This window comes from Agromyces sp. 3263 (genome assembly GCF_031456545.1).
Classification (GTDB): domain Bacteria; phylum Actinomycetota; class Actinomycetes; order Actinomycetales; family Microbacteriaceae; genus Agromyces.
Window position 1 is genome coordinate 2,831,964 of sequence record NZ_JAVDUV010000001.1, and the last position, 25,593, is coordinate 2,857,556.

General features: G+C 71.2%; 24 protein-coding genes and 1 tRNA gene. 9 read left to right on the forward strand and 16 right to left on the reverse strand.

Translation table 11 applies throughout. The annotated features are described in order from the left end of the window. Window positions 1-17 precede the first annotated feature (17 nt). Genes mscL through J2X63_RS12980 form a run of 3 tightly spaced genes read right to left on the reverse strand, consistent with a single transcriptional unit; the run spans window position 18 to window position 1,517 of the window. Window positions 18-485, reverse strand: a complete 468-nt coding sequence (gene mscL / locus J2X63_RS12970; RefSeq protein WP_309977694.1) for a large conductance mechanosensitive channel protein MscL — start codon at window positions 483-485, stop codon at window positions 18-20. A 35-nt stretch (window positions 486-520) separates the two neighbouring features. After that, on the reverse strand, window positions 521-910 hold the full coding sequence (locus J2X63_RS12975) for an FmdB family zinc ribbon protein (RefSeq protein WP_309977697.1): 390 nt from the start codon (window positions 908-910) through the stop codon (window positions 521-523). A gap of 28 nt (window positions 911-938) precedes the next feature. Further along, window positions 939-1,517: a 5-formyltetrahydrofolate cyclo-ligase gene (locus J2X63_RS12980; RefSeq protein ID WP_309977699.1), complete on the reverse strand. Its 579-nt coding sequence runs from the start codon at window positions 1,515-1,517 to the stop codon at window positions 939-941. A 74-nt stretch (window positions 1,518-1,591) separates the two neighbouring features. Here J2X63_RS12980 and galU point away from each other — a divergent pair, with 74 nt between their 5' ends. From galU to J2X63_RS13005, 5 genes are all read left to right on the forward strand, one after another. After that, on the forward strand, window positions 1,592-2,491 hold the full coding sequence (galU, locus tag J2X63_RS12985; RefSeq protein WP_309977701.1) for a UTP--glucose-1-phosphate uridylyltransferase GalU: 900 nt from the start codon (window positions 1,592-1,594) through the stop codon (window positions 2,489-2,491). A 3-nt stretch (window positions 2,492-2,494) separates the two neighbouring features. Further along, window positions 2,495-3,157 (forward strand): GNAT family protein, encoded by a 663-nt coding sequence (locus tag J2X63_RS12990; RefSeq protein WP_309977702.1) that lies wholly within the window; start codon window positions 2,495-2,497, stop codon window positions 3,155-3,157. 52 nt (window positions 3,158-3,209) lie between these two features. After that, window positions 3,210-4,271 (forward strand): hypothetical protein, encoded by a 1,062-nt coding sequence (locus J2X63_RS12995; RefSeq protein ID WP_309977704.1) that lies wholly within the window; start codon window positions 3,210-3,212, stop codon window positions 4,269-4,271. Window positions 4,272-4,329: 58 nt separating this feature from the next. Next, window positions 4,330-4,402, forward strand: a tRNA-Ala gene (locus tag J2X63_RS13000). A 73-nt stretch (window positions 4,403-4,475) separates the two neighbouring features. Next, on the forward strand, window positions 4,476-5,954 hold the full coding sequence (locus J2X63_RS13005) for an MFS transporter (protein ID WP_309977706.1): 1,479 nt from the start codon (window positions 4,476-4,478) through the stop codon (window positions 5,952-5,954). Window positions 5,955-5,991: 37 nt separating this feature from the next. On the opposite strand, the gene J2X63_RS13010 is transcribed toward J2X63_RS13005, so the two are convergent. Both J2X63_RS13010 and J2X63_RS13015 read right to left on the reverse strand, forming a co-directional pair. Continuing rightward, window positions 5,992-6,687 (reverse strand): DNA alkylation repair protein, encoded by a 696-nt coding sequence (locus tag J2X63_RS13010; protein WP_309977707.1) that lies wholly within the window; start codon window positions 6,685-6,687, stop codon window positions 5,992-5,994. Between the two features lie 32 nt (window positions 6,688-6,719). Beyond that, a complete protein-coding gene (locus J2X63_RS13015) occupies window positions 6,720-8,168 on the reverse strand; it encodes an MFS transporter (protein ID WP_309977709.1) in 1,449 nt (482 codons plus the stop codon). A 115-nt stretch (window positions 8,169-8,283) separates the two neighbouring features. Here J2X63_RS13015 and J2X63_RS13020 point away from each other — a divergent pair, with 115 nt between their 5' ends. Next, window positions 8,284-8,724 carry a helix-turn-helix transcriptional regulator gene (locus J2X63_RS13020; protein ID WP_309977711.1) on the forward strand — a complete coding sequence of 147 codons (441 nt, stop codon included), beginning with the start codon at window positions 8,284-8,286 and terminating at the stop codon, window positions 8,722-8,724. Window positions 8,725-8,734: 10 nt separating this feature from the next. Next, window positions 8,735-9,139 (forward strand): VOC family protein, encoded by a 405-nt coding sequence (locus J2X63_RS13025; RefSeq protein WP_309977713.1) that lies wholly within the window; start codon window positions 8,735-8,737, stop codon window positions 9,137-9,139. Window positions 9,140-9,145: 6 nt separating this feature from the next. Here the strand turns inward: J2X63_RS13025 and J2X63_RS13030 are convergent, their stop codons facing one another. Then, window positions 9,146-9,805, reverse strand: a complete 660-nt coding sequence (locus tag J2X63_RS13030) for an NAD(P)-binding domain-containing protein (protein WP_309977715.1) — start codon at window positions 9,803-9,805, stop codon at window positions 9,146-9,148. Window positions 9,806-9,972: 167 nt separating this feature from the next. Here J2X63_RS13030 and J2X63_RS13035 point away from each other — a divergent pair, with 167 nt between their 5' ends. Then, a complete protein-coding gene (locus J2X63_RS13035) occupies window positions 9,973-11,094 on the forward strand; it encodes an LLM class flavin-dependent oxidoreductase (RefSeq protein WP_309977716.1) in 1,122 nt (373 codons plus the stop codon). An 11-nt stretch (window positions 11,095-11,105) separates the two neighbouring features. Here J2X63_RS13035 and J2X63_RS13040 read toward each other — a convergent pair whose 3' ends face one another. The 10 genes from J2X63_RS13040 to hrpA all read right to left on the reverse strand — a co-directional run bounded on the left by J2X63_RS13040 (window position 11,106) and on the right by hrpA (window position 24,163). Next, window positions 11,106-12,302, reverse strand: coding sequence for a cation:proton antiporter (locus tag J2X63_RS13040; RefSeq protein ID WP_309977718.1), 1,197 nt, complete (start codon window positions 12,300-12,302; stop codon window positions 11,106-11,108). Window positions 12,303-12,312: 10 nt separating this feature from the next. Continuing rightward, on the reverse strand, window positions 12,313-12,807 hold the full coding sequence (locus tag J2X63_RS13045) for a cation:proton antiporter regulatory subunit (RefSeq protein ID WP_309977721.1): 495 nt from the start codon (window positions 12,805-12,807) through the stop codon (window positions 12,313-12,315). A gap of 46 nt (window positions 12,808-12,853) precedes the next feature. Continuing rightward, window positions 12,854-13,732: a metal-dependent hydrolase gene (locus tag J2X63_RS13050; RefSeq protein WP_309977723.1), complete on the reverse strand. Its 879-nt coding sequence runs from the start codon at window positions 13,730-13,732 to the stop codon at window positions 12,854-12,856. 3 nt (window positions 13,733-13,735) lie between these two features. Continuing rightward, window positions 13,736-13,912 (reverse strand): hypothetical protein, encoded by a 177-nt coding sequence (locus J2X63_RS13055; RefSeq protein WP_203230734.1) that lies wholly within the window; start codon window positions 13,910-13,912, stop codon window positions 13,736-13,738. 59 nt (window positions 13,913-13,971) lie between these two features. After that, a complete protein-coding gene (locus J2X63_RS13060; protein ID WP_309977726.1) occupies window positions 13,972-15,135 on the reverse strand; it encodes an acyl-CoA dehydrogenase family protein in 1,164 nt (387 codons plus the stop codon). A gap of 9 nt (window positions 15,136-15,144) precedes the next feature. Continuing rightward, complete coding sequence (locus J2X63_RS13065; RefSeq protein WP_309977727.1) at window positions 15,145-16,071, reverse strand: DUF4349 domain-containing protein; 927 nt, start codon at window positions 16,069-16,071, stop codon at window positions 15,145-15,147. Between the two features lie 75 nt (window positions 16,072-16,146). Beyond that, window positions 16,147-16,980, reverse strand: a complete 834-nt coding sequence (locus tag J2X63_RS13070; protein ID WP_309977729.1) for an aldo/keto reductase — start codon at window positions 16,978-16,980, stop codon at window positions 16,147-16,149. 11 nt (window positions 16,981-16,991) lie between these two features. After that, window positions 16,992-18,200 (reverse strand): MFS transporter, encoded by a 1,209-nt coding sequence (locus tag J2X63_RS13075; protein ID WP_309977731.1) that lies wholly within the window; start codon window positions 18,198-18,200, stop codon window positions 16,992-16,994. A 136-nt stretch (window positions 18,201-18,336) separates the two neighbouring features. Continuing rightward, a complete protein-coding gene (locus tag J2X63_RS13080; protein ID WP_309977733.1) occupies window positions 18,337-19,983 on the reverse strand; it encodes a M20/M25/M40 family metallo-hydrolase in 1,647 nt (548 codons plus the stop codon). Between the two features lie 160 nt (window positions 19,984-20,143). Then, window positions 20,144-24,163 (reverse strand): ATP-dependent RNA helicase HrpA, encoded by a 4,020-nt coding sequence (hrpA, locus tag J2X63_RS13085; RefSeq protein WP_309977735.1) that lies wholly within the window; start codon window positions 24,161-24,163, stop codon window positions 20,144-20,146. A gap of 118 nt (window positions 24,164-24,281) precedes the next feature. Here hrpA and J2X63_RS13090 point away from each other — a divergent pair, with 118 nt between their 5' ends. Continuing rightward, window positions 24,282-25,118: an aldo/keto reductase gene (locus J2X63_RS13090; protein ID WP_309977737.1), complete on the forward strand. Its 837-nt coding sequence runs from the start codon at window positions 24,282-24,284 to the stop codon at window positions 25,116-25,118. Window positions 25,119-25,593: the final 475 nt, after the last annotated feature.

Sequence of the window (25,593 nt, forward strand, 5' to 3'; positions counted from 1 at the left end):
GAGCGGCAGGCGCGCGGCTACTCGGCGTGCTTGCCGGAGGTGGTCGCGGCGACCGATTCCGTGCCGTGCGCGGGCGCGACGCGCTCGGCCAGCAGGTCGCGGATCTCGGAGAGCAGCGTCACCTCGTTCTCGGGCTCGTCGGCATCGGGAACTCCGGCCTGGCGCTTGGCGGTGGTGCGATCCTTCAGGTGGTTCATCGGCATCACGAAGACGAAGTACACGACCGCCGCGACGATGACGAAGGTCAGGATCGATCCGAGCACCGCGCCGAACTTCACGTCGGCCGTGCCGCCGTCGAGTGTCGGGATCGACCAGACCAGGGCGGTGTCGAGGCTGTCGGCGCGGAAGATCGCGCCGATCAGCGGGTTGATGAGGTTGTTCACGATCGAGTTCACCACGGCGGTGAACGCCGCGCCGATGACGACGGCGACCGCCAGCTCGATCACGTTCCCGCGAAGGATGAACTCCTTGAACCCCTTGAGCACGCCGCCTCCTCGATCTGCGCCCCGCGCGGGCACGCCTAGGCAACGCTAGCCGACGAGCCCGATCCGGTCGATTTCGCTCCGCCCGACGATCCCGAGGAGCCGGTCGAGCCCGACGACCCCGACGAGCCGGCCGACGATCCGCCGGATCCCGAGCCGGAGGACCCGGATCCAGACGACCCGGACCCCGACGACCCCCCGCCCGACCCTGATGCGCCCGACGGGGCATCCGCCTTGCCCTTCGCGCCATCGGCGCGGGAATCGGTGCGGTAGAAGCCCGAGCCGTTGAACGTCACGCCGATGGTGTTGAAGAGCTTGCGCAGCCGGCCGCCGCACACCTCGCACACGGTGAGCGCGTCGTCGGTGAACGCCTGGTGGATGTCGAACGCGTTGTCGCACTCGGTGCAGCGGTAGGAATACGTGGGCATGTGACTCTTCCGGATCGTGGTGCGCCGGTCAGAACGCGATGATGCGCGTGGGCGTCACGACGCCGTTCACGGCCTGGTCGTGCACCTCGCGCGGCACCCGCTCGACGAACTCGCTGTCGAAGACGACGGCGTACACCGGGGGACATTTTCCCATCGAACCGAGGGTCTTGTCGAAATAGCCCCGGCCCCAGCCGAGTCGCATGCCCGTGACGTCGACCGCGGCGGCCGGCACGAGGATGAGGTCGACGTCGTTGATCGCCATCGGGCCGAGCAGCTCGCCGACCGCCTCGGGCATGCCGTGCAGGCCCTGCGTCTCGACCTCCTCCTCGCCGACCGTCCAGTCGAGCAGCCCGTCCTCGCGGGTGATCGGGAACAGCACACGGATGCCGCGGGCCTCAGCCCAGTTCACGAACGGCCGCGTGTCGGGCTCGGTCGGCATCGAGAGGTAGCACGACAGGGACTCGGCGTCGGTCGACCCGACGAGCTCCTGGAGGCGCGCGGTGAAGCCCTCCGTCGCGAGCTCCCGCTCGTGAGCCGGCATGTTCTGGCGGCGCTCCCGGAGCTCGGCGCGCAGCACGCGCTTCTGGACGTCCGGATCGTCGGGCATGGCAGACATCCTAGGACGACGACGACTCGGCGTCGGCCCTGCGCCGTGTCGCGACATCCGGTTACGCTGTCGGCATGACTCAACGGATCACGAAGGCCGTCATCCCGGCCGCGGGCCTCGGCACGCGATTCCTGCCGGCGACGAAGGCGATGCCCAAGGAGATGCTCCCGGTCGTCGACAAGCCCGCGATCCAGTACGTGGTCGAGGAGGCCGTCGCGGCCGGCCTCGACGACGTGCTCATGATCATCGGTCGCAACAAGAACGCGCTCGCGAACCACTTCGACCGGGTCGCCGAGCTCGAGCACACGCTGGAGGAGAAGGGCGACGGGGCCAAGCTCTCGAAGGTGCAGGAGTCGAGCGACCTCGCCGACGTGCACTTCGTGCGACAGGGCGACCCCAAGGGCCTCGGCCACGCCGTGCTGCGCGCACGCAAGCACGTCGGCGACGAGTCGTTCGCGGTGCTCCTGGGAGACGACCTCATCGACCCGCGCGACCCGCTGCTGACCCGCATGCTCGACGAGCACGACCGTCGCGGCGCGACGATCGTGGCCCTCCTCGAGGTCGACCCCGACTCCATCCACCTCTACGGCGCGGCGGCGGTCGAGCCCACCGATGACCCCGACGTAGTCCGCGTCACCGGACTCGTCGAGAAGCCCGCGAAAGACGTCGCACCGTCGAACTACGCCGTGATCGGACGCTACGTGCTGAAGCCCGGCGTGTTCGACGTGCTCGAGCACACCGAGCCGGGCAAGGGCGGCGAGATCCAGCTCACCGACGCCCTCATGGAGATGGCGGCCGATGTCGAGGGCACGGGCGGCGTCTACGGCGTGGTGTTCCGCGGGCGCCGCTACGACACCGGCGACAAGCTCGACTACATCAAGGCGGTCGTGCAGCTCGCCGCCGACCGCGACGACCTCGGTCCCGAGCTGAAGCCCTGGCTGGTCGACTACGTCGCCGGCTTCGGCCGGAGCTGATCCATGGCGACGGCCGCCATCCCCACGCTGCGTGACGGGGACGTCACCCTGCGGCCGATCCGCGCACGCGATGCGAAGGTGCTCGAGCGCGTGCTGCTCGACAATCGCGGCTGGCTCCGGCAGTGGGAGGCCACGTACCCGGGCGGCGGGTCGTTCATCGACACGCGGGCCAGCATCCGGAACCTCCTGGCCCACGCCCGCACCGGCCACGCGCTGCCGTTCGTCATCGAGCTCGACGGCGAACTGGTGGGGCAGTTGAACGTGTCGTCGATCACGTTCGGGTCGCTGTCGTCGGCGACCATCGGCTACTGGGTGTCGCAGTCGGTGGCGGGCCGGGGCATCACGCCCACTGCCGTCGCGCTCGCGACCGACTACTGCTTCTCGGTGCTGCGCCTGCACCGCATGGAGATCTGCATCCGGCCCGAGAACCAGCCGTCGCTGCGCGTCGTCGAGAAGCTCGGGTTCCGCTACGAGGGGTTGCGGCGCCGGTTCATCCACATCAACGGCGAGTGGCGCGACCACTTCTCATTCGCCCTGGTGGCCGAGGAGGTGCCGCGCGGAGTCCTCCGCCGCTGGCGCGACGGACAGGTGCCGGCGGATGCCGCGCGCATCCCGGCGGAGGACCGCGCCGCCGCCGCGTACCCGCTCCACGTCGCCGATCGCTGAACACGCCCGCGACGAGCGGAGCCAATCGTCCACCGTGACCTAGCGTGGTCGCATGGACGTGATCGGCGGTGGGGTGCTCGTGGCGGCGGCCGCGGCGCTCTGGATCGCGTACCTGCTGCCGAGCTGGCTCCGGCGCCGTCAGTACCTCGACACCGAGCGCAACGCCGTGCGCCTGCAGCAGACGCTCCGCATCCTCGCCGAGACGAGCGAGACCCCCGAAGAGGTGCGCGTCGAGGCGACCGCCCGCGAGGTCGCCGTCCAGCAGCGCATCCTGCACGAGCACGAGGAGACCGCCCGGCTCGAGGCGGAGGCTGCCGAGCTCCTCGCGATCGCCGAACGCCTCGCGGCCGAGGACGCCGCTGCCACCGCTCGCGAGCTCGCGGCTGCGGCGCAGGCGACGGCCACCGAGCCGATCACGGTCGTGACGGCGCCCGCTGCGACCTCGTCCACCGTGACGGATCGGCCGTCGGGCGCGACGCCGGCACCGGTGACGGCGACGGATGCCGCGCGCCGGCGCCGCGCGCTTCGCCGGCGTCGCGGACTCAGCTCGCTCTTCCTCCTCGTCTCGCTGCTCACCGTCGTCCTCGGCCTCGTCGCCACGGCCTTCGGCGCCACGTTCCTCATCGCGGGCGTCGGAGCGGGAGGCGTGATCGTCGCGCTCGGCCTGCTCGCCCGCCTGGCGCGCGTCCGCGTGCCCTCCGTCGTCGCCGCTGCCCCGCTGGCGGCACCCGAGACCGTGCCGTTCGAGCCCATCGAGCTCCCCGAGCCCGAGGCGGAAGACCACGGCTGGGTACCGCGGCCGCTGCCCAAGCCGCTGCACCTCTCACGCGGCACGATCGCGGCGATGGCGATGGCCTCGGTCGAGGCGGCCGCCGAACTCAAGCGCGCCGAGCTGGACGCCGAGGTCGCCCGCCGGGTCGAGCGACTGGAGCCGGCCGTGCCGTCGATCGCCCCCGCGGCCGTGGCATCCGCCGGGCCGGCCGAGCCCGCGGCATCCGCTCGCGAACGGCTCGAACCCGCCAGCCCCTACGCCCGCATGGGCATCATCGACGACGCGGCGCCCGGCTTCGACGACCTCGATGCCGTACTGCGACGACGCCGCCAGGTCGGCTGACCGGCACCGTGGCGTGGTCCGAACCACCCTGCGAGAAATGATAGAGTCGTTCTCGCTCGGGCCCATGGCGCAGTTGGTAGCGCGTCTCGTTCGCAATGAGAAGGTCGGGGGTTCGAATCCCCCTGGGTCCACTTCGACGGCCGGCATCCACTCGGATGCCGGCCGTTCTCCGTTCGACTTGGACGCGGGCGTAGGGTGGACGAGATGTCGCAGCCCACGCCCACGCAGTCGATTCCGCTGACGGACGCGAAGCGCTGGCGTGCGTACTGGGTGTGCGTCGCCGTCGCCGGGCTGACGATCCTCGACCTCACGAAGGTCAACGTCGCGCTGCCGTCGATCGAGTCGGCGTTCGGCGCGACGTCCACCGAGCTGCAGCTCATCGTGTCGGGCTACGTGCTCGCGTTCGGGCTGACGCTCGTGCCGGCGGGCCGCATCGGCGACCAGCGCTCGCGCCGTGCGCTCTTCGTGATCGGGCTCAGCCTCTTCACGGTCACGAGCCTGGCCTGCGCCCTCGCGCCGACCGGCGAGTTCCTGCTGGTGGCGCGGCTGTTGCAGGGTGTCGCGGCCGGCATCCAGATGCCGCAGGTGCTCGGCCTGATCCAGCAGCTGTTCCAGGGCGCCGAGCGCGGGAAGGCGTTCGGCCTGTTCGGCGCGACGATCGGCATCGCGACGGCGTTCGGCCCGACGCTCGGCGGGCTCGCGATCGCGATCGGCGGCCCGGAAGACGGCTGGCGCGGCATCTTCTGGATGAACGTGCCCCTCTCGCTCGCCGCCATCGCGCTGGCGCTCTGGCTCCTCCCCGACACGAGGACCAGGTCGTCACGGCCGCTCGAGCTCGACCCCGTCGGCCTCCTGCTCTTCGCCGTCACGATCGTCTCGCTGATGTGGCCCTTCCTCTTCACCACCGGGTCGCCCGACGACAATCCCGCCCGGTGGTGGCTGCTCGTCGTCTTCGTCATCGCCGCGAGCGGCTTCGTCGCGTGGGAACGGCACTACGCGGCATCCGGACGCCACCCGCTCGTACCCCTCTCGCTGTTCGGCGTGAGCTCGTATCGCAACGGCACGGTGCTCGCCTCGACGTACTTCGCGGCGGCGCCGTCGATGTTCCTGCTGACGACGCTCTACCTCCAGCACGGGCTGGGCCTGGCACCGGTGTTCGCGGGCATGGTGAGCATCGGGTTCGCCCTCATGAGCGCCGTATCGTCGTGGATCGGCGGCAACCTCGTGAACCGGCTCGGCCGGCCCCTGGTCGTGGTGGGCCTCGCCACGGTGCTCGTCGGGATCGGACTGCTCGTGCTCGCCGCCCTCTTCACGTCGCCCGAGATCACCCCGTGGGCCATGGCGGGTGCGATGGTCGTCGCCGGCTTCGGCGGAGGGCTCGTGATCTCGCCGAACCAGACGCTCGCCCTCGCCGACATCCCGGTCAAGCAGGGCGGCCTGGCCGGATCGGTCGGTCAACTCGGCCAGCGCATCGGCACGGCGGTGGGTACGGCGGTCACGTTGTCGCTCTTCTACGCGACCATCTACCGCGAGACGGGCACCGCCGACTCGGGCGATCTCAGTGTCTACCACGATGCCTACGGCCTCGGCATGCTCGCCGTGGCGATGTTCATCGCCGTCGCGTTCGCGGTGGGCCTCCTCGACCTCGGCGCCCGGCGACGGCAGAAGCGCTCGCTCGCCTGACCGGTTCGGCGTCGGGGCGGATGCCGCAGCCGGCCGTTCAGCGGATGGCGAGCAGACGCGCGCGCTCGTCCTTCTGGACGTGTTCGATCGCGGCGCGGAGCGCCACCCGCGGCATGGTCGCCGCCCTCGGCTCGATGAATGCGATGAGGCGAGCGCGGTCGTGGTCGCCGGCGGCGCGGAGGACCCAGCCGAGCGCCTTCTGCACGAACGGCTCCGCATCCGCGGCGAGCGTCTCGGCGAGGAGGTAGGCGTCGTCGAGCTCGCCGCGCTTCAGGAACGCGAACGTCGCCACGAGCGAGGTGCGGCGCTCGGGCCAGAATCCGGATGCCGCGAGGCGGGCCAGCGGCGAGCGGTCGCGGTCGAGCAGGTAGCCTCCGACGACGTCTCGTGCGGCGAGATCCACGAGGTCCCACTGGTCGATGCGGTCGTGCCGCCGGAGGTACAGCTCGTAGAGGTCGGTCCGTCGCCCGTCGGTGGCCTTCCTGGCCGCCGCCGACTTGCCCATGATGCTGCAGGCGAGTGCCCGCACCTCGTGGGTCGGCCGCTCGAGCAGCGCCTCGAGCTCGGGGATCGGAAGGTCGAGTGCGGTCTTGGCGAGGTCGAACACCGCCCCCATCCGCACCCCGATGAAGGGCGCGTCGGGGTCGGGCGGGAAGTACCGCGTGTACTTCTCGCGCTCGGCCACGGTGGCGAGCCCCTCGAGCGTCGCGACCAACTCCGCGGCATCCGTCATCGACTGCTCCCTCGCTCGGGTGGCGCTCGGACTCAGCGTACGACCGTGGCACCCTCGACCGCTGGTGCATCCGAGAACGCCAGCTTGGGCACGAACGCGAGCAGCACGGCCGCGACGGCCGCGGTGACGCCGCAGACGAGCCAGACGGTGACGTACCCGGCGAAGGAGCCGGCGGTGCCCGTGGCCGCCTCGCCGGCCGCACCGAGGAGCGCGATGCCGAACACGCACGACGCGATCGCGCCGCCGACCGTCTTCACCGAGTTGGTGAGTCCGGTCGCGACGCCGGTCTGGTGCGCGGGGGCGGCCGCGGCGGCCGCGGCGGGGAGCGCGGCCACGAGCGCACCCGAGCCGATCCCCGCGATCACCATGTTCGCGAGCACCTGGCCGTATCCCTCGTGGAACGGCAGGAACAGCAGGTACCCGAGCGACACGAGCGCGCTGGCGCCGATGAGCGCCACGCGAGGTGTGATCCAACGGGTCACGAGTGGGAACAGCATGGCGCCGACGACGAGGGAGAGCACGTAGGAGCCGACGAGGAGCGAGGTCTGGAAACTCGTGGCGCCGAGCCCGTAGCCGACCTCGGCGACGTCGGTGCGTGCGAACGTCGACAGCGGCGCCTGCGCCCCGAGCACGCTGACGCCGAAGAGGCCCGCGGTGAGGAAGACCGGCCAGAGTGACGGCGAACGGAACATGCGCACGTCGATGAGCGGGTCGTCGTGTCGGAGCTCGTACCGCGCGAAGGGGATCACGAGCAGTGCGCCGAGCAGCACCAGCGCCCAGCTCAGCAGGTCGGCGGGGCCGTTGAGGCGCATGAGGCTGAGCCCGCCGGTGAGCGCCAGGAGCGCGAGGGAGATCAGTACCAGGCCGCCCGTGTCGAAACGGCCGCCGGCGAGCCCGGGTGACTCCTTCACGCCGAACACGACGACCACGAGGCACAGCACGACGGCGACGGCGGGGATGAGCAGCAGCACCTGCATCGGCAGCACGTCGGCGAGGGCGCCGGCCGCCAGCGCCCCGGCGATCGCCCCGAACTCGAGGGCGGCGACGAGCAGGCCCGCCGCCTTGCGCGTCATCGCGGCGGGGCGTTCGGCCGACCGGCTGCGCGACCAGATCAGCGCGATCTCGAGGGGGAGCCACACGACGTAGAACCCCTGCAGTGCCCATGCCGCGAGGAACACCCAGAACTGGTCGGTGAACGCGAGCGCCGTGGACGCGACGGCGGTGATGGCCGTCGACCACACCAGCATGCGCTTGTGGCCGACCATGTCGCCGAGCTTCGCGAACGCGGGCACGACGAGGGCCGAGAGCATGAGCTGGGTGCCCTCGAGCCAGTTCACGTCGGCGTCGTGGATGCCGAGGTGGCGGGCGATGTCGGTCAGCAGTGGCGTGTAGTAGCCCTGCAGGATGCCGCTCGTGAACTCCACGAACGCGAGGAAGCCGACGATGGCGGCGACCGGTCCGAGTCTGGCAGCACGCGTCATCGAGGCTCCTTCGGGTGGGGGTGGATTCACCCTAGTGGGTCGAGCGTCCCGGTCGGCACGGGCTCGGGCGGTCCCGCCGCTGACAACTGCGGCGCCGAATGCTAGCGTCGGGAACATGACCCCGCAGGAGCTCGAGACCCTGGTGTACCTGCGCCGGGCGCGCGACCTCATCGACCGCGACTACGCCAAGCCGCTCGACGTGCCGACCATGGCCGAGAAGGCGCTCATGTCGCCCGCGCACTTCTCACGGCAGTTCCGCGCGGCGTATGGCGAGACGCCCTACAGCTACCTCATGACCCGCAGGATCGAGCGCGCCATGGCGCTGCTGCGCGCCGGCGTGAGCGTCACCGACGCCTGCATGGCGGTCGGCTGTACCTCGCTCGGGTCGTTCAGCTCGCGATTCTCCGAGATCGTCGGCGAGTCGCCGTCGGCGTACCGCAGCCGGGAGCACGACGCCGTCAACGCGATGCCCTCCTGCGTCGCCAAGGCGCACACCCGTCCGGTGCGGAACGCATCGAGCAGGATCGGAGAAGCCGGTGGCGTGAGCGCGGCCTAGAGTCGCCTCCATGACCATCGCACTCCAGTACACCAACATCACCGTCAACGACGTCGACGAGGCCATCGCCTTCTACGGCGACGCGCTCGGCCTGAAGGTGGTGAACGACGTGGCCTCGGGGAAGCATCGCTGGGTCACACTCGGCAGCGATGCCCAGCCCGGCCTGGGCATCGTGCTCTCCGAGCCGCACGCGGGCCGTTCGAAGGCCGACGGCGACGCGATGCAGGAGCTGCTCGCCAAGGGCGTCCTGCCGATGCTCGTCTTCAGCTCCGACGACATCGACGCGACGTTCGAGACGGTGCGGGCCTCGGGGGCCGAGGTGCTCCAGGAGCCCATCGACCAGCCGTGGGGCCCCCGGGACTGCGCCTTCCGCGACCCGTCGGGCAACACCGTCCGCATCTCGCAGGCCGCCTGAGGCAGGTCAGGCGGCGAGGTGGGCCGCCGGCGAGAGCAGGGCCGCGAGTTCCGAGGCCGACAGTTCGCGGCCGAACGCGGGATGGCCGGGCTCGAGTGCCCGCCCGTTGGCGAGCGGTCCGCCGTCGACCGCGTCGAACCCGATGTCGTCGATGAGTCGGGCGATCACGGCGCGGGCGTCGGCGTCGTCGCCGACCACGGCGAGGGCTCGGCGCAGCGGGGATCCCGCGTCCATCGCGTCGTCCTCCATCTCGTGGTAGCCGACGTGGTTCAGCGACTTCACGACCCGGGCGAGCGGATTGCGGGAGGCGTTGATCTCGCTCGTCGACCGCTCGTCGTCGTCGATGGCGGCGATGTGCCCGTCGACCGGCGGCCAGTAGTTCATGGCGTCGACGACGATGCGCCCGCCGAAGTCCTCCCAGGGCACGGTGCCGGCCTTGCCGAACGGCACGGCCACGATGATGACGTCCGCGCCCTCGACGAGCGCGGAGGGGGTGACGACTCGTGCGCCGGGCGCGACCACCGAGACGAGCAGGTCGAGCGCGGTCTGTCGCGGCGAGCCGGCGATGAGGACGTCGTACCCGGATGCCACGAGCAGCCGGGCGAGCGCAGTGCCCACCTTGCCCGCACCGAAGATGCCGATGACCGGCCGATCCGTCACGTCCACGCCTCCATTCTCGCCGACGCTCCCGATGTATGCGTCGACATCATCCGGCAACGCCGGTGCCGCCTTCGGCATTCCCGCGCGCTCGCCGGGTCCTGGGAATACGCTCGGCGTGCCGCGGGTTGGCGTGGAAGATGCGTACGCATGCAGACGCGGAGAAGAGGCAGGACATGGCCGAGCGCTACGAATTCGGACTCGACACCTTCGGTGACGTGACGGCGGGGCCCGACGGCACTCCACTGCCGCACGCACAGGTGCTGCGCAACGTCGTCGAGGAGGCGATGCTCGCGGATCGACTGGGCCTCGACTTCTTCGGCATCGGCGAGCATCATCGGCACGAGTTCGCCGTCTCCGCGCCCGAGGTCGTGCTCGGGACGATCGCCGGGCGCACCGAGCGGATCCACCTCGGCTCGGCCGTGACGGTGCTGAGCTCCGACGACCCCGTGCGCGTCTTCCAGCGCTTCGCCACGCTCGACGGGCTGTCGGGCGGCCGCGCGGAGGTCATCCTCGGTCGCGGCTCGTTCATCGAGTCGTTCCCGCTGTTCGGCTTCGACCTCGAGCAGTACCAGGAGCTCTTCGAGGAGAAGCTCAACCTCTTCTCGGCACTGCTGCCGCAGGAGCCCGTCACGTGGAGCGGCGAGCTCCGGCCCCCGCTCACCGACCAGCTCGTCTACCCGCCCGTGGAGCACGGGCGCCTGAAGACCTGGGTCGGTGTCGGTGGCAGTCCCGAGTCCGTCGTGCGTGCGGCCCACTACGGCCTGCCCCTCGTGCTGGCGATCATCGGCGGCAGCCCGGCGCGCTTCGCTCCGCTCGCCGACCTCTACCGCCGCGCGCTCTCCCAGTTCGGGCATCCCGAGCAGCCGGTCGCGATCCACTCGCCCGGATTCATCGCCGACAGCGACGCCGAGGCCCTGGACGTGCTGTGGCCGCACTACAAGGTCATCATCGACCGCATCGGCAGGGAGCGCGGCTGGGGCCCGGTCACGCGTGAGCACTTCGAGGGCGAGGCCGGACCGAACGGCGCCCTCTACGCCGGCTCGCCCGAGACCGTCGCGCAGAAGATCGCCGCGGCCATGCGCACGGTCGGTGCGGTGCGCTTCGACCTGAAGTACTCGAATGGCACCCTGCCGCACGAGGCGATGATGGGCAGCATCGAACGGTACGCCACGCTCGTCGTGCCCCGGGTCCGCGAACTCCTCGAGGCAGCGGATGCCGCGGACGCCGAGCTCGATCTCGTCGCCGCCGCCGACCGCGCGGATGCCGCGGCCGCGGCCGAGCATCCGGCCGACTGAGTCGCCCGGCGTCAGGCCGAGCCGGTCGCCGCGGTGGTCCGGGCAGCGCGGCGGCGCACGGCGGCCCTGAACCACGCGGCATCCGGAAGCCGGGCGAGGAACGTGCCGGCGATGATGGTGATCAGCACGTAGGCGGTGGCCAGCGGGGCGATCGCGGGCGCGACGCCGGCGGCCACGGCGATGCCCGCGATGACGATCGAGAACTCGCCGCGCGGGGCGAGTGACAGCCCGGCGCGCCATTGGCCGAGGGTGCCCACCCCGGCCTGTCGGGCCGCGTAGGCGCCCGTGACGAGCTTCGTGAAGATGGTGACGACCGCGAGCGCGGCCGCGGGAAGCAGCATCGGGATGAGTCCCGACGAGTCGCTCGTCAGCCCGAAGAACACGAAGAACGTCGCGGCGAAGAGATCGCGCAGCGGGGTGAGCACCTGGCTCGCGTTCGCGGCGACCCGTCCCGAGAGCGCGATGCCGACGAGGAACGCGCCGACGGCGGCGGAGACGCCCACCTGCGCGGCGAGCCCGGCCACGAGCATGGTGAGCCCGAGCACGCCGAGCAGCAGGGGCTCGTACTCGTCGGCCGGGAACAGCCGCGACACGATGTGACCGTGCCGGAGCGCGACGTAGAGGATGAGCGCCACGACGCCGACCGCGATCGCGACCGAGATCGCGCCCTGCAGGAGGCTCACCCCGATGACGATGGCCGACAGGACCGGCAGGTAGAACGCCATCGCGAGATCCTCGATCACGAGGACGGCGAGGATCGCGGGGGTCTCACGGTTCGAGAGCCGGCCGAGGTCGCGCAGGAGCTTGGCGATGACGCCCGACGACGAGACCCACGTGACGCCGGCGAGCGCCACCGCGGCGACGGGTCCCCACCCGAGCAGGAGCGCGAGGGCCGCGCCGGGAATGGCGTTCAGGATGGCGTCGAGGATGCCGGGCACCCGCGCCGACTTCAGGCTCGTGAAGAGCTCGGTCGCCGTGTACTCGAGGCCGAGCAGGGCGAGGAGCAGGATGATGCCGATCTCGGAACCGGTCTGCAGGAACTCCGCGCTCGCGTCGAGCGGGATCACCCCGCCCTCGCCGAAGGCGAGGCCCAGCAGCAGGTAGAACGGGATCGGCGAGATGCCGATGAGGAGGGCGAGACGCCCGAGCAGGCTCATGCCGAGAAGCAGCGCGCCGACTTCGATGAGGAGCAGCGTGGTCTCGTGCATGCAGGCCGCCTCAGCCGGGGCCGTTGGAGAGGAGCCTGGCTACTCCGTCGAGTCCTTCACGAGTCCCGACGCCAACGATGACGTCGCCCGCGCGCAGCCGCTCTGCCGGCGTGGGGGAGGGGATGATCGCCCCGTCGCGCACGATGGCCACGATCGACGCGTGCGTGCGCGTGCGAGCCTTCGTGTCGCCGAGCGTGCGATTCAGGTAGGGCGAGTCCGTCGGAAGTGCGATCTGCTCGGTGTAGAGGCCCGCGGTCTCGTCGCTGAGGCTCTGCAGCCGGCTGAGCATGACGGATGCTCCGAGCACGTCGGCCAGGGCCGCCGCCTCGTCGTCGTTCAAGGGGATGGAGTCGCGGCAGGCGTCGGGGTCGTCGATGTCGAAGACGCCCAGGTCGCGCTCACCGTCCCGGTGCGAGACCACGCTGATCCGCCGGCCGCCCTCGGTGACGAGGTCGTGGCGAACGCCGATCCCGGGAAGGTCGACCTTCTCGATATGAATACCCACGAGCGCTATCGTAACCCCGCCGCACGGTGTCGTCGGCACCGGCCCGTCAGTGTCGGAGCCGGGCCTCGTTCGTCATCTCGAGCACCGGGGTCCCGCCATCGTCGACCAGCGAGAACGAGGGCACGATCGCCGACAGCCCGGCGAGCGAGGTGAGGTGCGTGCCGCCGCACGCGATGCGCGCGGTGCCGTCGGGCAGCTCGCACACCCAGGTGCGTCGGTCGGTGAGCCCGTCGCCTGCGGCGTCCACCCGAACGGCCCCGCCGGTCGCGAGCCAGGCGTCGAGCTGCTCGGCGACCTCGCGTTGCAGCGCCTCGAGATCTCCGGTCAGCGACGCCGCGTCGAACCCGGCGCGACGCAGCGACTTGTTGAGCCGGTAGCGGTCCACCGATCCGTTCGGCACGATGCGCGACGAGGAGATCGCCGCGGCGTCGAAGTCGGGACTGCCGAGGGCATCCTCGCGGGTCGGCTTCGACCAGCGGGAGGCGAGTGCCCGGTTCAGCGCGAGCGAGGCGACGTGGCAGGCCGTGTGGCCGGTCGACAGGGCGCGCCGCGTCGCGGCATCCGCCTCGATGGTCACCTCGTCGCCCTCCGCGATGGCCGCGTCGGCGTCGACGAGGTGCGCGACGAGGAAGACCCAGCCGTCGGCGCCGGTGCGCACGGGGATCTCGGAGCCGAGGTGCAGCGCCTCGCCGTCAGTGGCGGCGACGACGGCATCGCGCACGACCACGTCACCCGCGGCGCCGCGGATGACGCCGGCGTCGGCGGGCTGGTCGGGCCATGCGACGTCGACCGGATGGAAGCTCGTGGACTCGGTGAAGACGGCCAGCAGGCCATCACTGGCGGGCGCGACGTGGACGACTCGGGTGATCGCCTCGAGGGCACCGCCCGGGTACGTGACGCGGGTGTCGCGACGCGGAAGGGTCACCCGTCAGACGCCGTCGGCGCGACCGAGGATGTTCACCGGGATCGCCACGGCGAGGGCCACGCAGAGGATGCCGCCGAAGAACGTGACCGCCTGGAAGGCCGGCACCTCGAACGCGAAGCCCATGAGCCACATGCCGAGGACGAAGAATCCCATCGCGATGAGGAAGGCGACGACGTTCACAGGGACCTCCAGCTGCTCGGCGCGGCATCGACACCGCGCCGCCAGTCTAGCGTCGAACGCTAGCCCTCGACGGGACCGAGCCAGGCGTTGGCCACCGTGCTGTGCGCCGACTCGTCGTCGGACGGGTGGAAGATCCCGGCGAGCACGTCGCGGTACAGCCGCCCGAGCTCCGAGCCCGAGAAGTACGACGAGCCGCCGGAGACGCGCACCGCCTGGTCGACGACGTGCTTCGCCGTCTCCGTCGCGCGCACCTTCACGCCGACCAGCTTGGCGAACCAGCGGGAACCGTGGTCGACGAGCCCGTCGAGGTCCCGGGCGATGGCCAGCAGCTGCGGCTCGATCGCGTCCTGGGCGATCGCCGCGTCGGCGACCCGCCAGCGGATGTCGGGGTCCTGTGCGAGCGGTGCGCCGTCGCGCTTCATGGAGGTGCGCCGGTGGGCGGCCGCCACCGCGAGGTCGAGCGCGCGGGCGCCGATCCCTGAGTACACCGCGGCGAGGAGCAGCTCGAAGCTCGCGAAGATGCCGAAGATGAGGGGGTCGGCGTTCGGGCCCGGGTCGAGGCGTCGCACGATGCGGTCGGGCGCCGCGAACGCGCCGTCGAGCACCGTCGTGCGGCTCTGCGACGCACGCATGCCGAGAGTGTCCCAGTCGTCGAGGATCCGGATGTCGGGATCCTCCCGATCGATGAACGCGTAGACGATCTTCGGTGCATCGGCCGACGACGTGTCGAGGCCCATCGTGCCGAGCCTCGTCCACGCTGGAGAGAGCGAGGTGAAGATCTTCCGCCCGCTGAAGCGGTAGCCGCCGTCCGGCTGCGGTTCGGCCGCGGTCCGCGACCCGAACAGCATGAGGTCGTTGCCGGCCTCGCTGATGCCGAACCCGAAGACCTCGCCGTCACCGGCCTCGCGCAGCAGGAAGTCGAGCGTGTCGTCGCCCCGATCGCGGAGGATCTTCGCGACGCCGGTCCACACGAGGTGCATGTTCACGGCGAGTGCAGTGGCCGGTGCCGCGCCGGCCAGGCGCCCCTGCGCGCGCACGGCGTCCTCGAACCTCCAGCCGAGCCCGCCGTACTCCTCCGGCACGAGGGCCGTGAGGTACCCGGCTGCGCGGAGGTCGGCGAGGTCCGCGTCGAAGAACGCGTTGTCGCGGTCGTATCCGGCGGCGCGCTCGCGCACCCGTTCGAGGAGTTCATCGTCGAGGACGGAGTCTGGCGTCGCGCTCACGACGCCAGACTACGCCTCGGGCGAGTCGTGGCGCGGGGCGGCCGTCGTGTGATCGGCCGGCCGCCGCCGGCGGGTGGTCAGCACGACGATGAGGATGACGACGGCGCCGGTGACGAGCGCGGCGAGCAGCCACGGCAGGGCCACGCCGATCGCCACCCCGAGCCACGCGGCGAAGCCGACGAGGGCGTTCCAGCCGACCACGATGCCGCTCCAGAAATCGTCGGGCCGGGGGTCGGGCGCGGCCGCCGCGGTCACGAGCTCGAGGCCGATCGTGGCGTAGTCGACCTGGTCGACGAGCGAGTCCCGCTGCTGGGTGAGGCTGTCCAGCTCCGCCTGCCGGGTGGTCAGCTCCGACTCGATGGCGATGAGGTCGGTCACCGTCGTGGCGGTGGCGAGCAGCTGCGTGAGGCGGTCGACCGACACGGTGAGCGCCTCGATGCGGCCGTCGAGGTCCTGGCGCTGCTGCGTGACATCCGACGCGTTCATGGACACCGAGTTGACGGTGCCGAGCGTCCGAAGCTCGTCGACCACGTCGTCCACGACGTCGGACGGCACGCGCAGCGTGAGCGATGCGCTGGGCGGCTGCGCGTCGGTGCCGGGGCTCTCGGAGCGGTTGTCGACGCGGCCGCCGGCGTCCTCGGCGATCGTCGCGGCATCCTCCGCGGCGGCGATGGGGTCGTCGACGGTGACCGAGGCCCAGCCGGTGGTGATGACGCTGCGGTCGGCCGCATCGGCATCGGCGCCCGACGCGGGCGACGTTGCCGACTCCGCCGACTGGTCGGCGGCCTGGTCCTGCGCCTCGCCCGGCTGGGGTGCGACGGGACCGGCGGGGGCCTCGACCATCGGCGCGGTGGAGTCGTGCGCTCCCATCGAGCATCCGGAGAGGAGCAGTGCGGTGATCGCGGCGGCGGCCGCCGCGGGTGCGAGTCGTCTCATGCGCTCACTGTATTGCCGGGCAGGAATGCGATGTCTGGGCCCGTGCTGGGAGTCGGGTCACGATCGGATTGCGGCTCAGTCGAGGTCGGGGTCGCGGCCGGTGCGCTCGCCGGTCTCGAGCGTGGCCAGCGCCGCGAGGTCCTCGTCGTCGAGCGCGAAGTCGAAGACGTCGAGGTTCTCGCGCAGCCGCGCTGCCGACGACGCCTTCGGGATGACGACATTGCCGAGCTCGACGTGCCAGCGCAGCACGATCTGCGCCGGTGTGCGCCCGTGCTTGTCGGCGAGGTCGTCGAGCAGCGGCGTGCCGAGCACCCGGCCGCGTGCGAGGGGCGACCACGCCTCGGTGCGGATGCCGCGTGCCGAATCGAACTCGCGCACCGCCGCCTGGGGCAGCCACGGATGCAGCTCCACCTGGTTCACGACGGGGGCGACCCCGGTCTCGGCGACGAGGCGCTCGATGTGGTGGGGATGGAAGTTGGCCACGCCGATGGATCGCACGCGGCCCTCCTCCTGCAGCCGGATCAGCGCTCGCCACGTGTCGACATAGCGGTCGGTCGACGGCACCGGCCAGTGGATGAGGTAGAGGTCGAGCGAGTCGAGGCCGAGCCGGTCCATGCTCGCGTCGAAGGCGCGCATCGTGGTGTCGAAGCCGTTGTCGTCCTTCCAGACCTTGGTGGTGACGAAGAGCTCCTCCCGCGCCACGGGCGCCCCGCGCACGGCGCGCCCCACCTCCGCCTCGTTGGCGTAGAACGCGGCCGTGTCGAGGTGCCGGTACCCGAGCTCGATCGCGGTACGGCAGAGCGCCTCTGCGTCGCCGGCCGGCACCTTGTACAGTCCGAGGCCGAGCTGCGGGATCATGGCGCCGTCGTCGAGCGACAGCGTCGGGGCGGGTACGACGGGCTGGGACATCCGGATTCCTCTCAACTGGGTTGCAGCGGCACCGGTTCGGTGTCGGGGATCGGGCTGGCATCGCGGCCACGCAGGTCCGGATGCCACGGGCGCCCGATCACGGCGGCGACGACGCCGAGGAACGCCAGCCCCGACGCGGCCCAGAACGCGCCCTGCGCCCCGGACCCGTCGATCAGGAACCCGGCGAGCGCCGAGCCGAGCGCCGCGCCGATGAGCTGGCCGGTGCCGACCCAGCCGTAGGCCTCCGCGGTGTCGCTGAACTTCACGCTCGCCGACACGATGGCGAACAGCACGGCGAGCGCGGGGGCGATGCCGATGCCCGCGATGAAGAGCGTGATCGCGAGCCACCAGAAGTCCATGGCGAAGGCCGCGAGCGCGACGCCGACGAACACGATGAGCAGGCGGCGGGCTGTGGCCCACGGTCCGATGGGGACGTGGCCGAGGAAGAGGCCGCCGGCGAGCGAGCCGACGGAGAAGACGGCGAGCACGATGCCGGCCTCGGCCCCGTCGTGACCGAACGCGGCCACGACGCCCGCCTCGACCGCGGCGCAGGCGCCGATGAGCAGGAAGCCGACGATCGTGGCCAGCATGACCGCCGGTCGGGCCAGCACCGCACCGAAGCGACGCTTGGAACGGGGGATCCGCACGCGACCGAGCTCGGGCGACGAGATGAACCAGACGCCGCCGATGACCATCATGGCGGCGGCGAGCAGGATGGCCCAGACGGTGCCGACCTGCGTCGCCACGAACGTCGTCACGACCGGGCCCACGACCCAGATGATCTCCTGCGCCGAGGCGTCGAGGGAGAACAGCGGCGTGAGCTGGCGCGAGTTCACCATCTTGGGGTAGATCGTGCGCACGGCGGGCTGCACAGGCGGGGTGGAGAGCCCGGCGACGAGGCCGACCGCCATGTACGCGGGCACCGACATGGGCACGACGCCGATCGTGACGATCGCGGTGACGCACACGGCCAGCGTGGTGATGAGCACCGGTCGCATGCCGAAGCGGCCCATGAGGCGGCTCGTGAGCGGCCCGGCGACGGCCTGGCCGATCGAGGTCGCGGCGAGTACGAGGCCCGCCGCGCCATAGGAGCCGGTCTGCCGTTCGACATGGAGGAGGAACGCGAGCGACAGCATTCCCGACGGGAATCGTGCGGTCAGCTGGGCGGCGATGATCCGAGCGACGCCCGGGGTTCTGAGGAGATCGGAGTAGCTGCCCACGGTCCGTCCACTCTATCGAGGCGGATGCCGGGGCAGCAGGTGGCACGCGACGGCGGCCGGACGCGGGGCGCCGCGCCGGCGACGCATGCGTCGGCCCTCCCCGCGGCCGTGCCGAAGGGAGGGCCGACGTGTCCGTTCAGCGTCGGAAGTGCGAACCGAGACGGTCTCCGACGTGCTGCCCGGCGACGGGGGACGCCTTGGCCGTGCCGTTCACCGCACTCGTCGACATGGCGTACGTGAGGATCGCGTGCGCCGCGGCATCCGCCATCTGCTCGAGTGCCAGCGTGTTGACGTTGCTGATCACGCCCTCGTACTCGAGTGCGCCGTCGTACGCGTCGTTCAGCGCCGCGTAGAGGCCGGCGTCCGCGCCGTCACCGATCGGGTCCATGCTGTCGCAGGCCTGGTGGTAGCACGGGTCGAACGAGACCGGCTCGCCCTCGTACGTGGCGAGGCCGCCGTAGAGCGCGACCTGGTCCTCGGACTTCGCGTCCTCGGCTCCGGTGAACAGGCCTCCTGCCGGGATGCCGGCACTGATGAACGCGTCGTAGTCCGAGCGTCCGTCGAAGGCGGTCGGTTCCGTGGCGAGGTCCTGCGAGGCGAAGTAGTCCTCGAAGACCCCCTCGATGCCGGCGCTTCCGTTCGGGCCGGAGGTGCCGAAGGCGTCGCCGTTCCCGTCGTAGATGAACCGGCCGAAGTTGGGCGAGCCGATCATGTCGAAGTTGAGGTAGAGGCTGATGTCCTTCGCCTGGCGCTTCGTGAGGGAGTCGACGTAGTACTGCGACCCGACGAGGCCGGCCTCCTCGGCGCCCCACCATGCGAAGCGCACGGTGTTGCGCGGCTCGATGCCGAGATTCGCCATCTGGAGGGCGATCTCGAGCAGCGTCGCCGAGCCGGTGCCGTTGTCCTCGATCCCGGGGCCCTCGGCGACGGAGTCGAGGTGTGCGCCGGCCATGACGACGCGGTCGTCGCGTCCGGTCGGCGTCTCGGCGATGAGGTTCGACGTGGGCACGTCGAGCTCGATGAGCGTGTCGGTCTGCAGGTGGACGACCACCTCTCCCTGCTCGAGCAGCGACGCGAGCTCGTCGCCGATCTCGAACGAGGTGCCGACGACCGGGATCGGGTCGGCGAACTCCGCCCCGAGCGTGGCGGCCAGCGTCTCGGTGCGGCCCTCCTGGCCCTCGTTGAAGATGATGACGCCCACGGCGCCCGCGTCGAATGCGTTGTCGGCCTTCACCGAGAAGTCGCACGTGCCGCGCTGCACCAGGGCGATGTTCCCGGCGACGAAGTCGGCGAAGTCCTCGGGCTCGCAGCCGCTCGTCGAGGAGCCGGCCTCCGGCCCGGGCGGGAGCACGAGGTCGACCGCCTGGAGCGGCGCGGTCACGTCGCCACTGCCCGAGTAGTCGGCCGTGATGAAGTCCACGTTCGGTGCGTACACCGTCGGGTTCGGCGACACCTGGTCGAACTCCGGCTCGGACAGCTCGCGGAACGAGTTGAAGAGGAAGTCCTGCACGGTCACCTCATAGCCCGCGTCTTCGAGCAGGCCGGCGACGTAGTCGATGGAGGCGTCGTATCCCGGCGTGCCGCTCGCCCGGGTTCCGTCGTTCGCGTCGGCGATCGCCTGCAGTTCGGCCAGGTGATCCATGATGGCGTCGGCGGTCACGGCGGCTCGCAGCCCGCTCGTGTCGGTGGGCACGGCCGCGATCGCTGGTGCGGTGCTGGTGGCGAGCGCGATGACCGCCGTGGCAGCCACCGCCCCGACTCCGATGGTGTGCGTTCTCTTCACGATGTTCTCCCTGCGTCGTTGCAGAACCGGGGGATGCGCCATTCGCGAGATTCGGATCGGGTGATTCGGGTGGATCGCGAGGGCGCCACCGGCCGCGACCACCATGCGTCGGGTGGGCGGCGAGGTCAACCCCTTGCGAACGTGGGATCCTTGCTCGTCGTCAGCCGGCGAGCGCCTTGGCGATGCGCTGCGGCGAGACGGTCTCGGCGGTGCGGAGCTCCTGCGCGAACAGGCCGACCCGCAGCTCCTCGAGCATCCAGCGGACGCGCACGAGCCGGCCGGGGCCCTCGGGGTCGATGGGGATCCGCCCGCCGGCCGCCTCGAATGCGGCGATCGACGGCTCCAGCTGGTTCATCGCCTGCCGGTCGCGTCCGGGATTCTCCTGCAGCTTCCGCACCCGCAGGAGGATCCCCTCCAGGTAGCGCGGGAGGTGCCGCAGGCGGTCGAGGCCGGTCGCCGAGACGAAGCCCGAGGGCACGAGCGCGCCGAGCTGGCTCCGCATGTCGCCGAGCGCGGCCATCAGGTGCATGCTCGAAGCGCCCGAGATCGCCCGGTCGGCTTCCCGCGCGAGGCGCAGGATGCGGGCGACGATCCCGACTGTCTCGAACATCCGGTCGACGACGCTCGCCGCGACGGCGTCGCGCACAGCCTCGAATTCGGCGCGCGTCCAGAGCAGACCGTCGGGATGACGCGTGCGCAGCTCGGCCTCGACGCAGGCCGCGAGGCAGTCGTCGAGCAGGGCCCGTGGCCCCGTATAGGCGCTGGCGGCGAGCGCGAGCTTCTCCTCGTTCGACAGGTGCTCCTGCACATAGGCGACCGGCGTGGGCGTGGCCAGCACCAGCAGCCGACGGATGCCGCGGCGCGAAAGCCGGTCGCGCTCCTCCGCCGTGGCGACGAGCCGCAGGGCGACCGAGGTCTTCTCGTCGACGAGCGCGGGGTAGGCGCGGATCACGTTGCCCGCCTGGCGGGTGTCGACATGGGCCGGCAGTTCGTCCCAGTCCCAGGAGGTGACTCCGGCGCGCTCGGCGACGGCGGGCCCGGGTGCCGATGGCGTCCCAGCGACGGATGCCGCACCGCGCTCGCCGCCGTCCCGGGCGCCGGCGCCCGCGCTGCCCGCGGTCCCCGCGGTCCCCGCCCGCCCGCGCCCCGCCGCGCTGCCGGGCGCCGCGGTCACCGCCTTCGCCACCGCGTCGCGGGTGCGGTCGGCGAGGCGCGCCTGCAGCTCGCCGAGGTCCTTCGAGGTTCCGGCGACCCGACCTCGCTCGTCGACGGCCCGGAACGTCACGCGCAGGTGCGGCGGCACCCGGTCGAGGTCGAAGTCCGACGGATCGACCGGAGCGAACGTCAGCCGGCGGATGGCGTGCGCGATGACGGCGGGGAAGGCGTCGCGTGCCGTCCCTGCCTCGGGACCGTCGGGCAGCTCGGCGGCGATCTTCCCGGCCCACTCGGCTGCGGGCACGACCTGCCGGCGCAGCACCTTGGGGAGGGTGCGGAGCATGGCGGTGATGAGCTCGTCGCGGAGGCCCGGCACCTGCCAGTCGAAGCCCATGGCCTCGACGCGGGGGAGCAGCACGAGCGGCACCACGACCGTCACGCCGTCGTCGTCGGCGCCGGGCTCGAAGCGGTAGGCGAGCGAGTACGTCTGGTCGTCCTGTCGCCAGCGGTCGGGGAACCCGTCGCCGCGGTCCGCGTCCGCCTCCTCGCCGAGCAGGTCGGCGCGCGTCATCGTGAGCAGGTCGGGGCGTCGCCGGTGCTCGCCGCGCCACCAGCGCTCGAAGGCGCGCGTGTCCGCGACCTCTGCCGGCACCCTCGCCTCGTAGAACGCCACGACCGCTTCGTCGCCGGCGAGGATGTCGCGCCGCCGCGTGCGCTCCTCGACCTCGCCGAGCTCGCGGCGCAGCGCACGGTTGCCCCGCACGAACGAGAACAGCCGGCGATCGAGGCGGCTCGTGTCCCAATCCTCCTCCACGAGGGCATGCCGGATGAAGAGCTCGCGAGCGAGCACGGTGTCGACACGCGAGAGCTGGATGCGCCGTTTCGCCACGATCGGCACGCCGAACAGCGTGACCTTCTCGTCGGCCACGGCCGAGCCCTGCCGGCGCTCCCAGCGAGGCTCGCTGAACGACCGCTTCGCGAGCGGGCCCGCCAGCTGCTCGGCCCAGGCCGGGTCGATCGCGGCGTTCGTTCGTGCGAACAGGCGGCTCGTCTCGACGAGCTCGGCGCTCATGAGCGCCGCCGGCGGCTTCTTCGCGAGCGCGGAGCCGGGGAAGATCACGAACCTGGTGTTGCGCGCCCCGACGAACTCGGCCTGCTGGCGCCGCCCCTTTCGTTCGGACTCGCGGGCCGCGCCGGCCCCGCCGCGTCCGGTCGAGGTCTTCGCGTCGTCGCGGAGCCCGATCTGGGAGAGCAGGCCGGCGAGCAGCGCCCGGTGGATACCGTCGCCGTTCGGCTCGCCGGCGCGCTCGGCCACGTGCAGGCCCAACGGCTTCGCGAGCCGAACGAGCTGGCGGTAGAGGTCCTGCCACTCGCGCACGCGCAGGTAATTGAGGAACTCCGCCTTGCACATGCGCCGGAACGCGCTGCCGGAGAGTTCGCGCTGTTGTTCCTCGAGGTGGTTCCAGAGGTTCAGCAACGTGAGGAAGTCGCTGGTGGGGTCGACGAACCGAGCGTGGAACCCGTCGGCCTGCTCGCGCTTCTCGAGCGGTCGCTCGCGCGGGTCCTGGATGGTGAGGCCGGCCACGATCGCGAGCACCTCGCGCGACACGGCCTGCGCCTTCGACTCGAGCACCATGCGCGCGAAGCGCGGCTCGATCGGCAGGCGCGACAGCTGGCGGCCGATGCGCGTGAGCTGCGGGCCGTCGCCGACGGCGCCGTCGTCGATCGCGCCGAGCTCGCGGAGCAGGTCGAGGCCGTCACGGATGCCACGGCTGTCGGGCGGGGTGAGGAAGGGGAACTCCTCGATCTGGCCGAGCCCGAGCGAGGCCATCTGGAGGATCACCGCCGCCAGGTTCGTGCGGAGGATCTCGGGGTCGGTGAACTCGGGCCGCCGCTCGTAGTCCTCCTCCGAGTAGAGGCGGATCGCGATGCCGTCGCTCGTGCGGCCGGATCGACCCGAGCGCTGATTCGCGGAGGCCTGCGAGATCGCCTCGATCGGCAGGCGCTGCACCTTCGACCGCACGGAGTACCGGCTGATGCGCGCCGTGCCGGCATCGACCACGTACCGGATGCCGGGCACGGTCAGGCTCGTCTCGGCCACGTTCGTCGCGAGCACCACCCGTCGCCTCAGCCCGGCGACCTTCGACGGCTCGAACACCCTGTGCTGGTCGGCCGAGGAGAGCCGACCGTAGAGGGGGAGCACCTCGGTCTCGCCGACGCCGCCGCGCCGGACCGCATGCGCGCGCACGGCCGCCTCGGCGTCGCGGATCTCGCTCTCGCCCGAGAGGAACACCAGCACGTCGCCGGATGACTCGCGCTCGAGCTCGTCGAGGGCTTCGAGGATGCCCCGCTGCACGTCCTTGTCCTCGGCGGCCGCCCCCTCGTCGTCGGCATCGTCGCCGTCGGGCCCGGCGCCCGATTCGGCGACGAGCGGCCGGTAGCGCACCTCCACGGGATATGTGCGGCCGGAGACCTCGATGACGGGCGCCGGCTCGCCCGCCGCATCCGCGAAGTGCTTCGCGAAGCTCTCGGGGTCGATCGTCGCGCTCGTCACGATGACCTTGAGGTCGGGGCGGCGGGGGAGCAGGCGCTTGAGGTAGCCGAGCAGGAAGTCGATGTTCAGGCTTCGCTCGTGCGCCTCGTCGATGATGATCGTGTCGTACCGGCGCAGCTCCCGGTCGCGGTGGATCTCGTTGAGGAGGATCCCGTCGGTCATCACCTTGACGCGGGTCGACTCGCTCACCTTGTCGGTGAAGCGCACCTGGTATCCGACCAGGCTCCCGAGCTCGATCTGCAGCTCCTCCGAGATCCGCTCGGCGATGGTGCGCGCGGCGATGCGCCGCGGCTGCGTGTGCGCGATCGACTCGCGGCCGAGCTCGAGGCAGATCTTCGGCAGCTGCGTCGTCTTGCCCGAACCCGTGGCGCCGGCGACGATCACCACCTGGTGGTCGCGGAGCGCGCGCGCGATCTCCTCACGCTGCCCGGAGACGGGCAGCTCGGCGGGGTAGGTGATCGCGGGAAGCACAGCCCTCCATCGTAAGCCGTGCGGGAACGACTGGGCGGCGCATCTCGGGACATGACCGATCGGGCGGCGGCGGGCAACCCCTGTCGGATGCCGCGTCCCGCGTGGTGGGATGAGGGGCATGACCCAACCGATCGTCCCTCGCATCCAGCTCAACGACGGCAACTCCGTGCCGCAACTCGGCTTCGGCGTCTTCAAGGTCGACCCGAGACGGGCCGAGGGCATCGTCAGCGAGGCGCTCGAGATCGGGTATCGCCACATCGACACCGCCCGCATCTACGGCAACGAGGAGGGGGTCGGCCGCGCCATCGCGGCGTCGGGCATCCCACGCGAGCAGCTGTACGTGACGACGAAGCTGTGGAACGACGACCAGGGCACGCAGTCGGTGTTCGACGCCTTCGACCGGAGCCTCGAACGGCTGGGCCTCGACTACGTCGACCTCTATCTGATCCATTGGCCCACGCCGGCCCAGGACCGCTACGTCGAGACCTGGCGGGCCTTCGAGCAGCTGCGGGCGTCGGGTCGCACCCGGTCGATCGGCGTCTCGAACTTCCTCGTTCCCCACCTCGAGCGGCTGCTGGCCGAGACCGATACCGTGCCGGCCGTCGACCAGATCGAGCTGCACCCCGCCCATCAGCAGCCCGAGACCACCGCCTTCGCGGAGGAGCACGGCATCGCGATCGAGGCGTGGGGTCCGCTGGGCCAGGGCAAGTACCCCCTGCTCGAGCTTCCAGAGGTGACGGATGCCGCGTCCGCCCATGGCGTGACACCGGCACAGGTCGTCATCCGCTGGCACCTGCAGCGCGGCCACATCGTGTTCCCCAAGTCGAATCGCCGTGAGCGCATGGCGGAGAACTTCGACGTCTTCGGCTTCGAACTCGATGCAGCCGAGATGGAGGCGATCACCGCGCTGGAGCGCGAGGGACGCGTCAGTGCGCACCCCGACGAGGTGAACTGAGGTGGAATGCGGCCCCGACCGGGCGGTCTTGGCGCACTCCACCGCGTCGAGCCGCCGCGACACGCCCGGGATGCGAGCCCGATTTGGCACGACCCCGGGATCCGCGTAAATTCTTACTCATCGCCACGGCGGAGCGGAAAGCGACTGGGTCACTGACACAGAGCGAACCGGCCGAGTGAGCGAGATTCTTAGCCAAATAGCCTCGAAGTCGCATTGCGACTCGGTGATTTCAAGCCTAAGATGAAAACCCACCTCGTAAGAACCCAACGTTCGCGTTGTGCCTCACGCCGTTTCATCGGCCGCGGGCCTTGTGGCCCGGTTCCTTTCAGAGGTGGTACGATAGATAGGTTGCCCTGAGGGCAGGCCGCGAGGCTGAAACTCGGGTGCGTCCGTTTCTTGAGAACTCAACAGCGTGCACTATGTTCAATGCCAATTTATTGAACCCCAGCTCTGCCCTTTGGGGTGGGGTATGGAT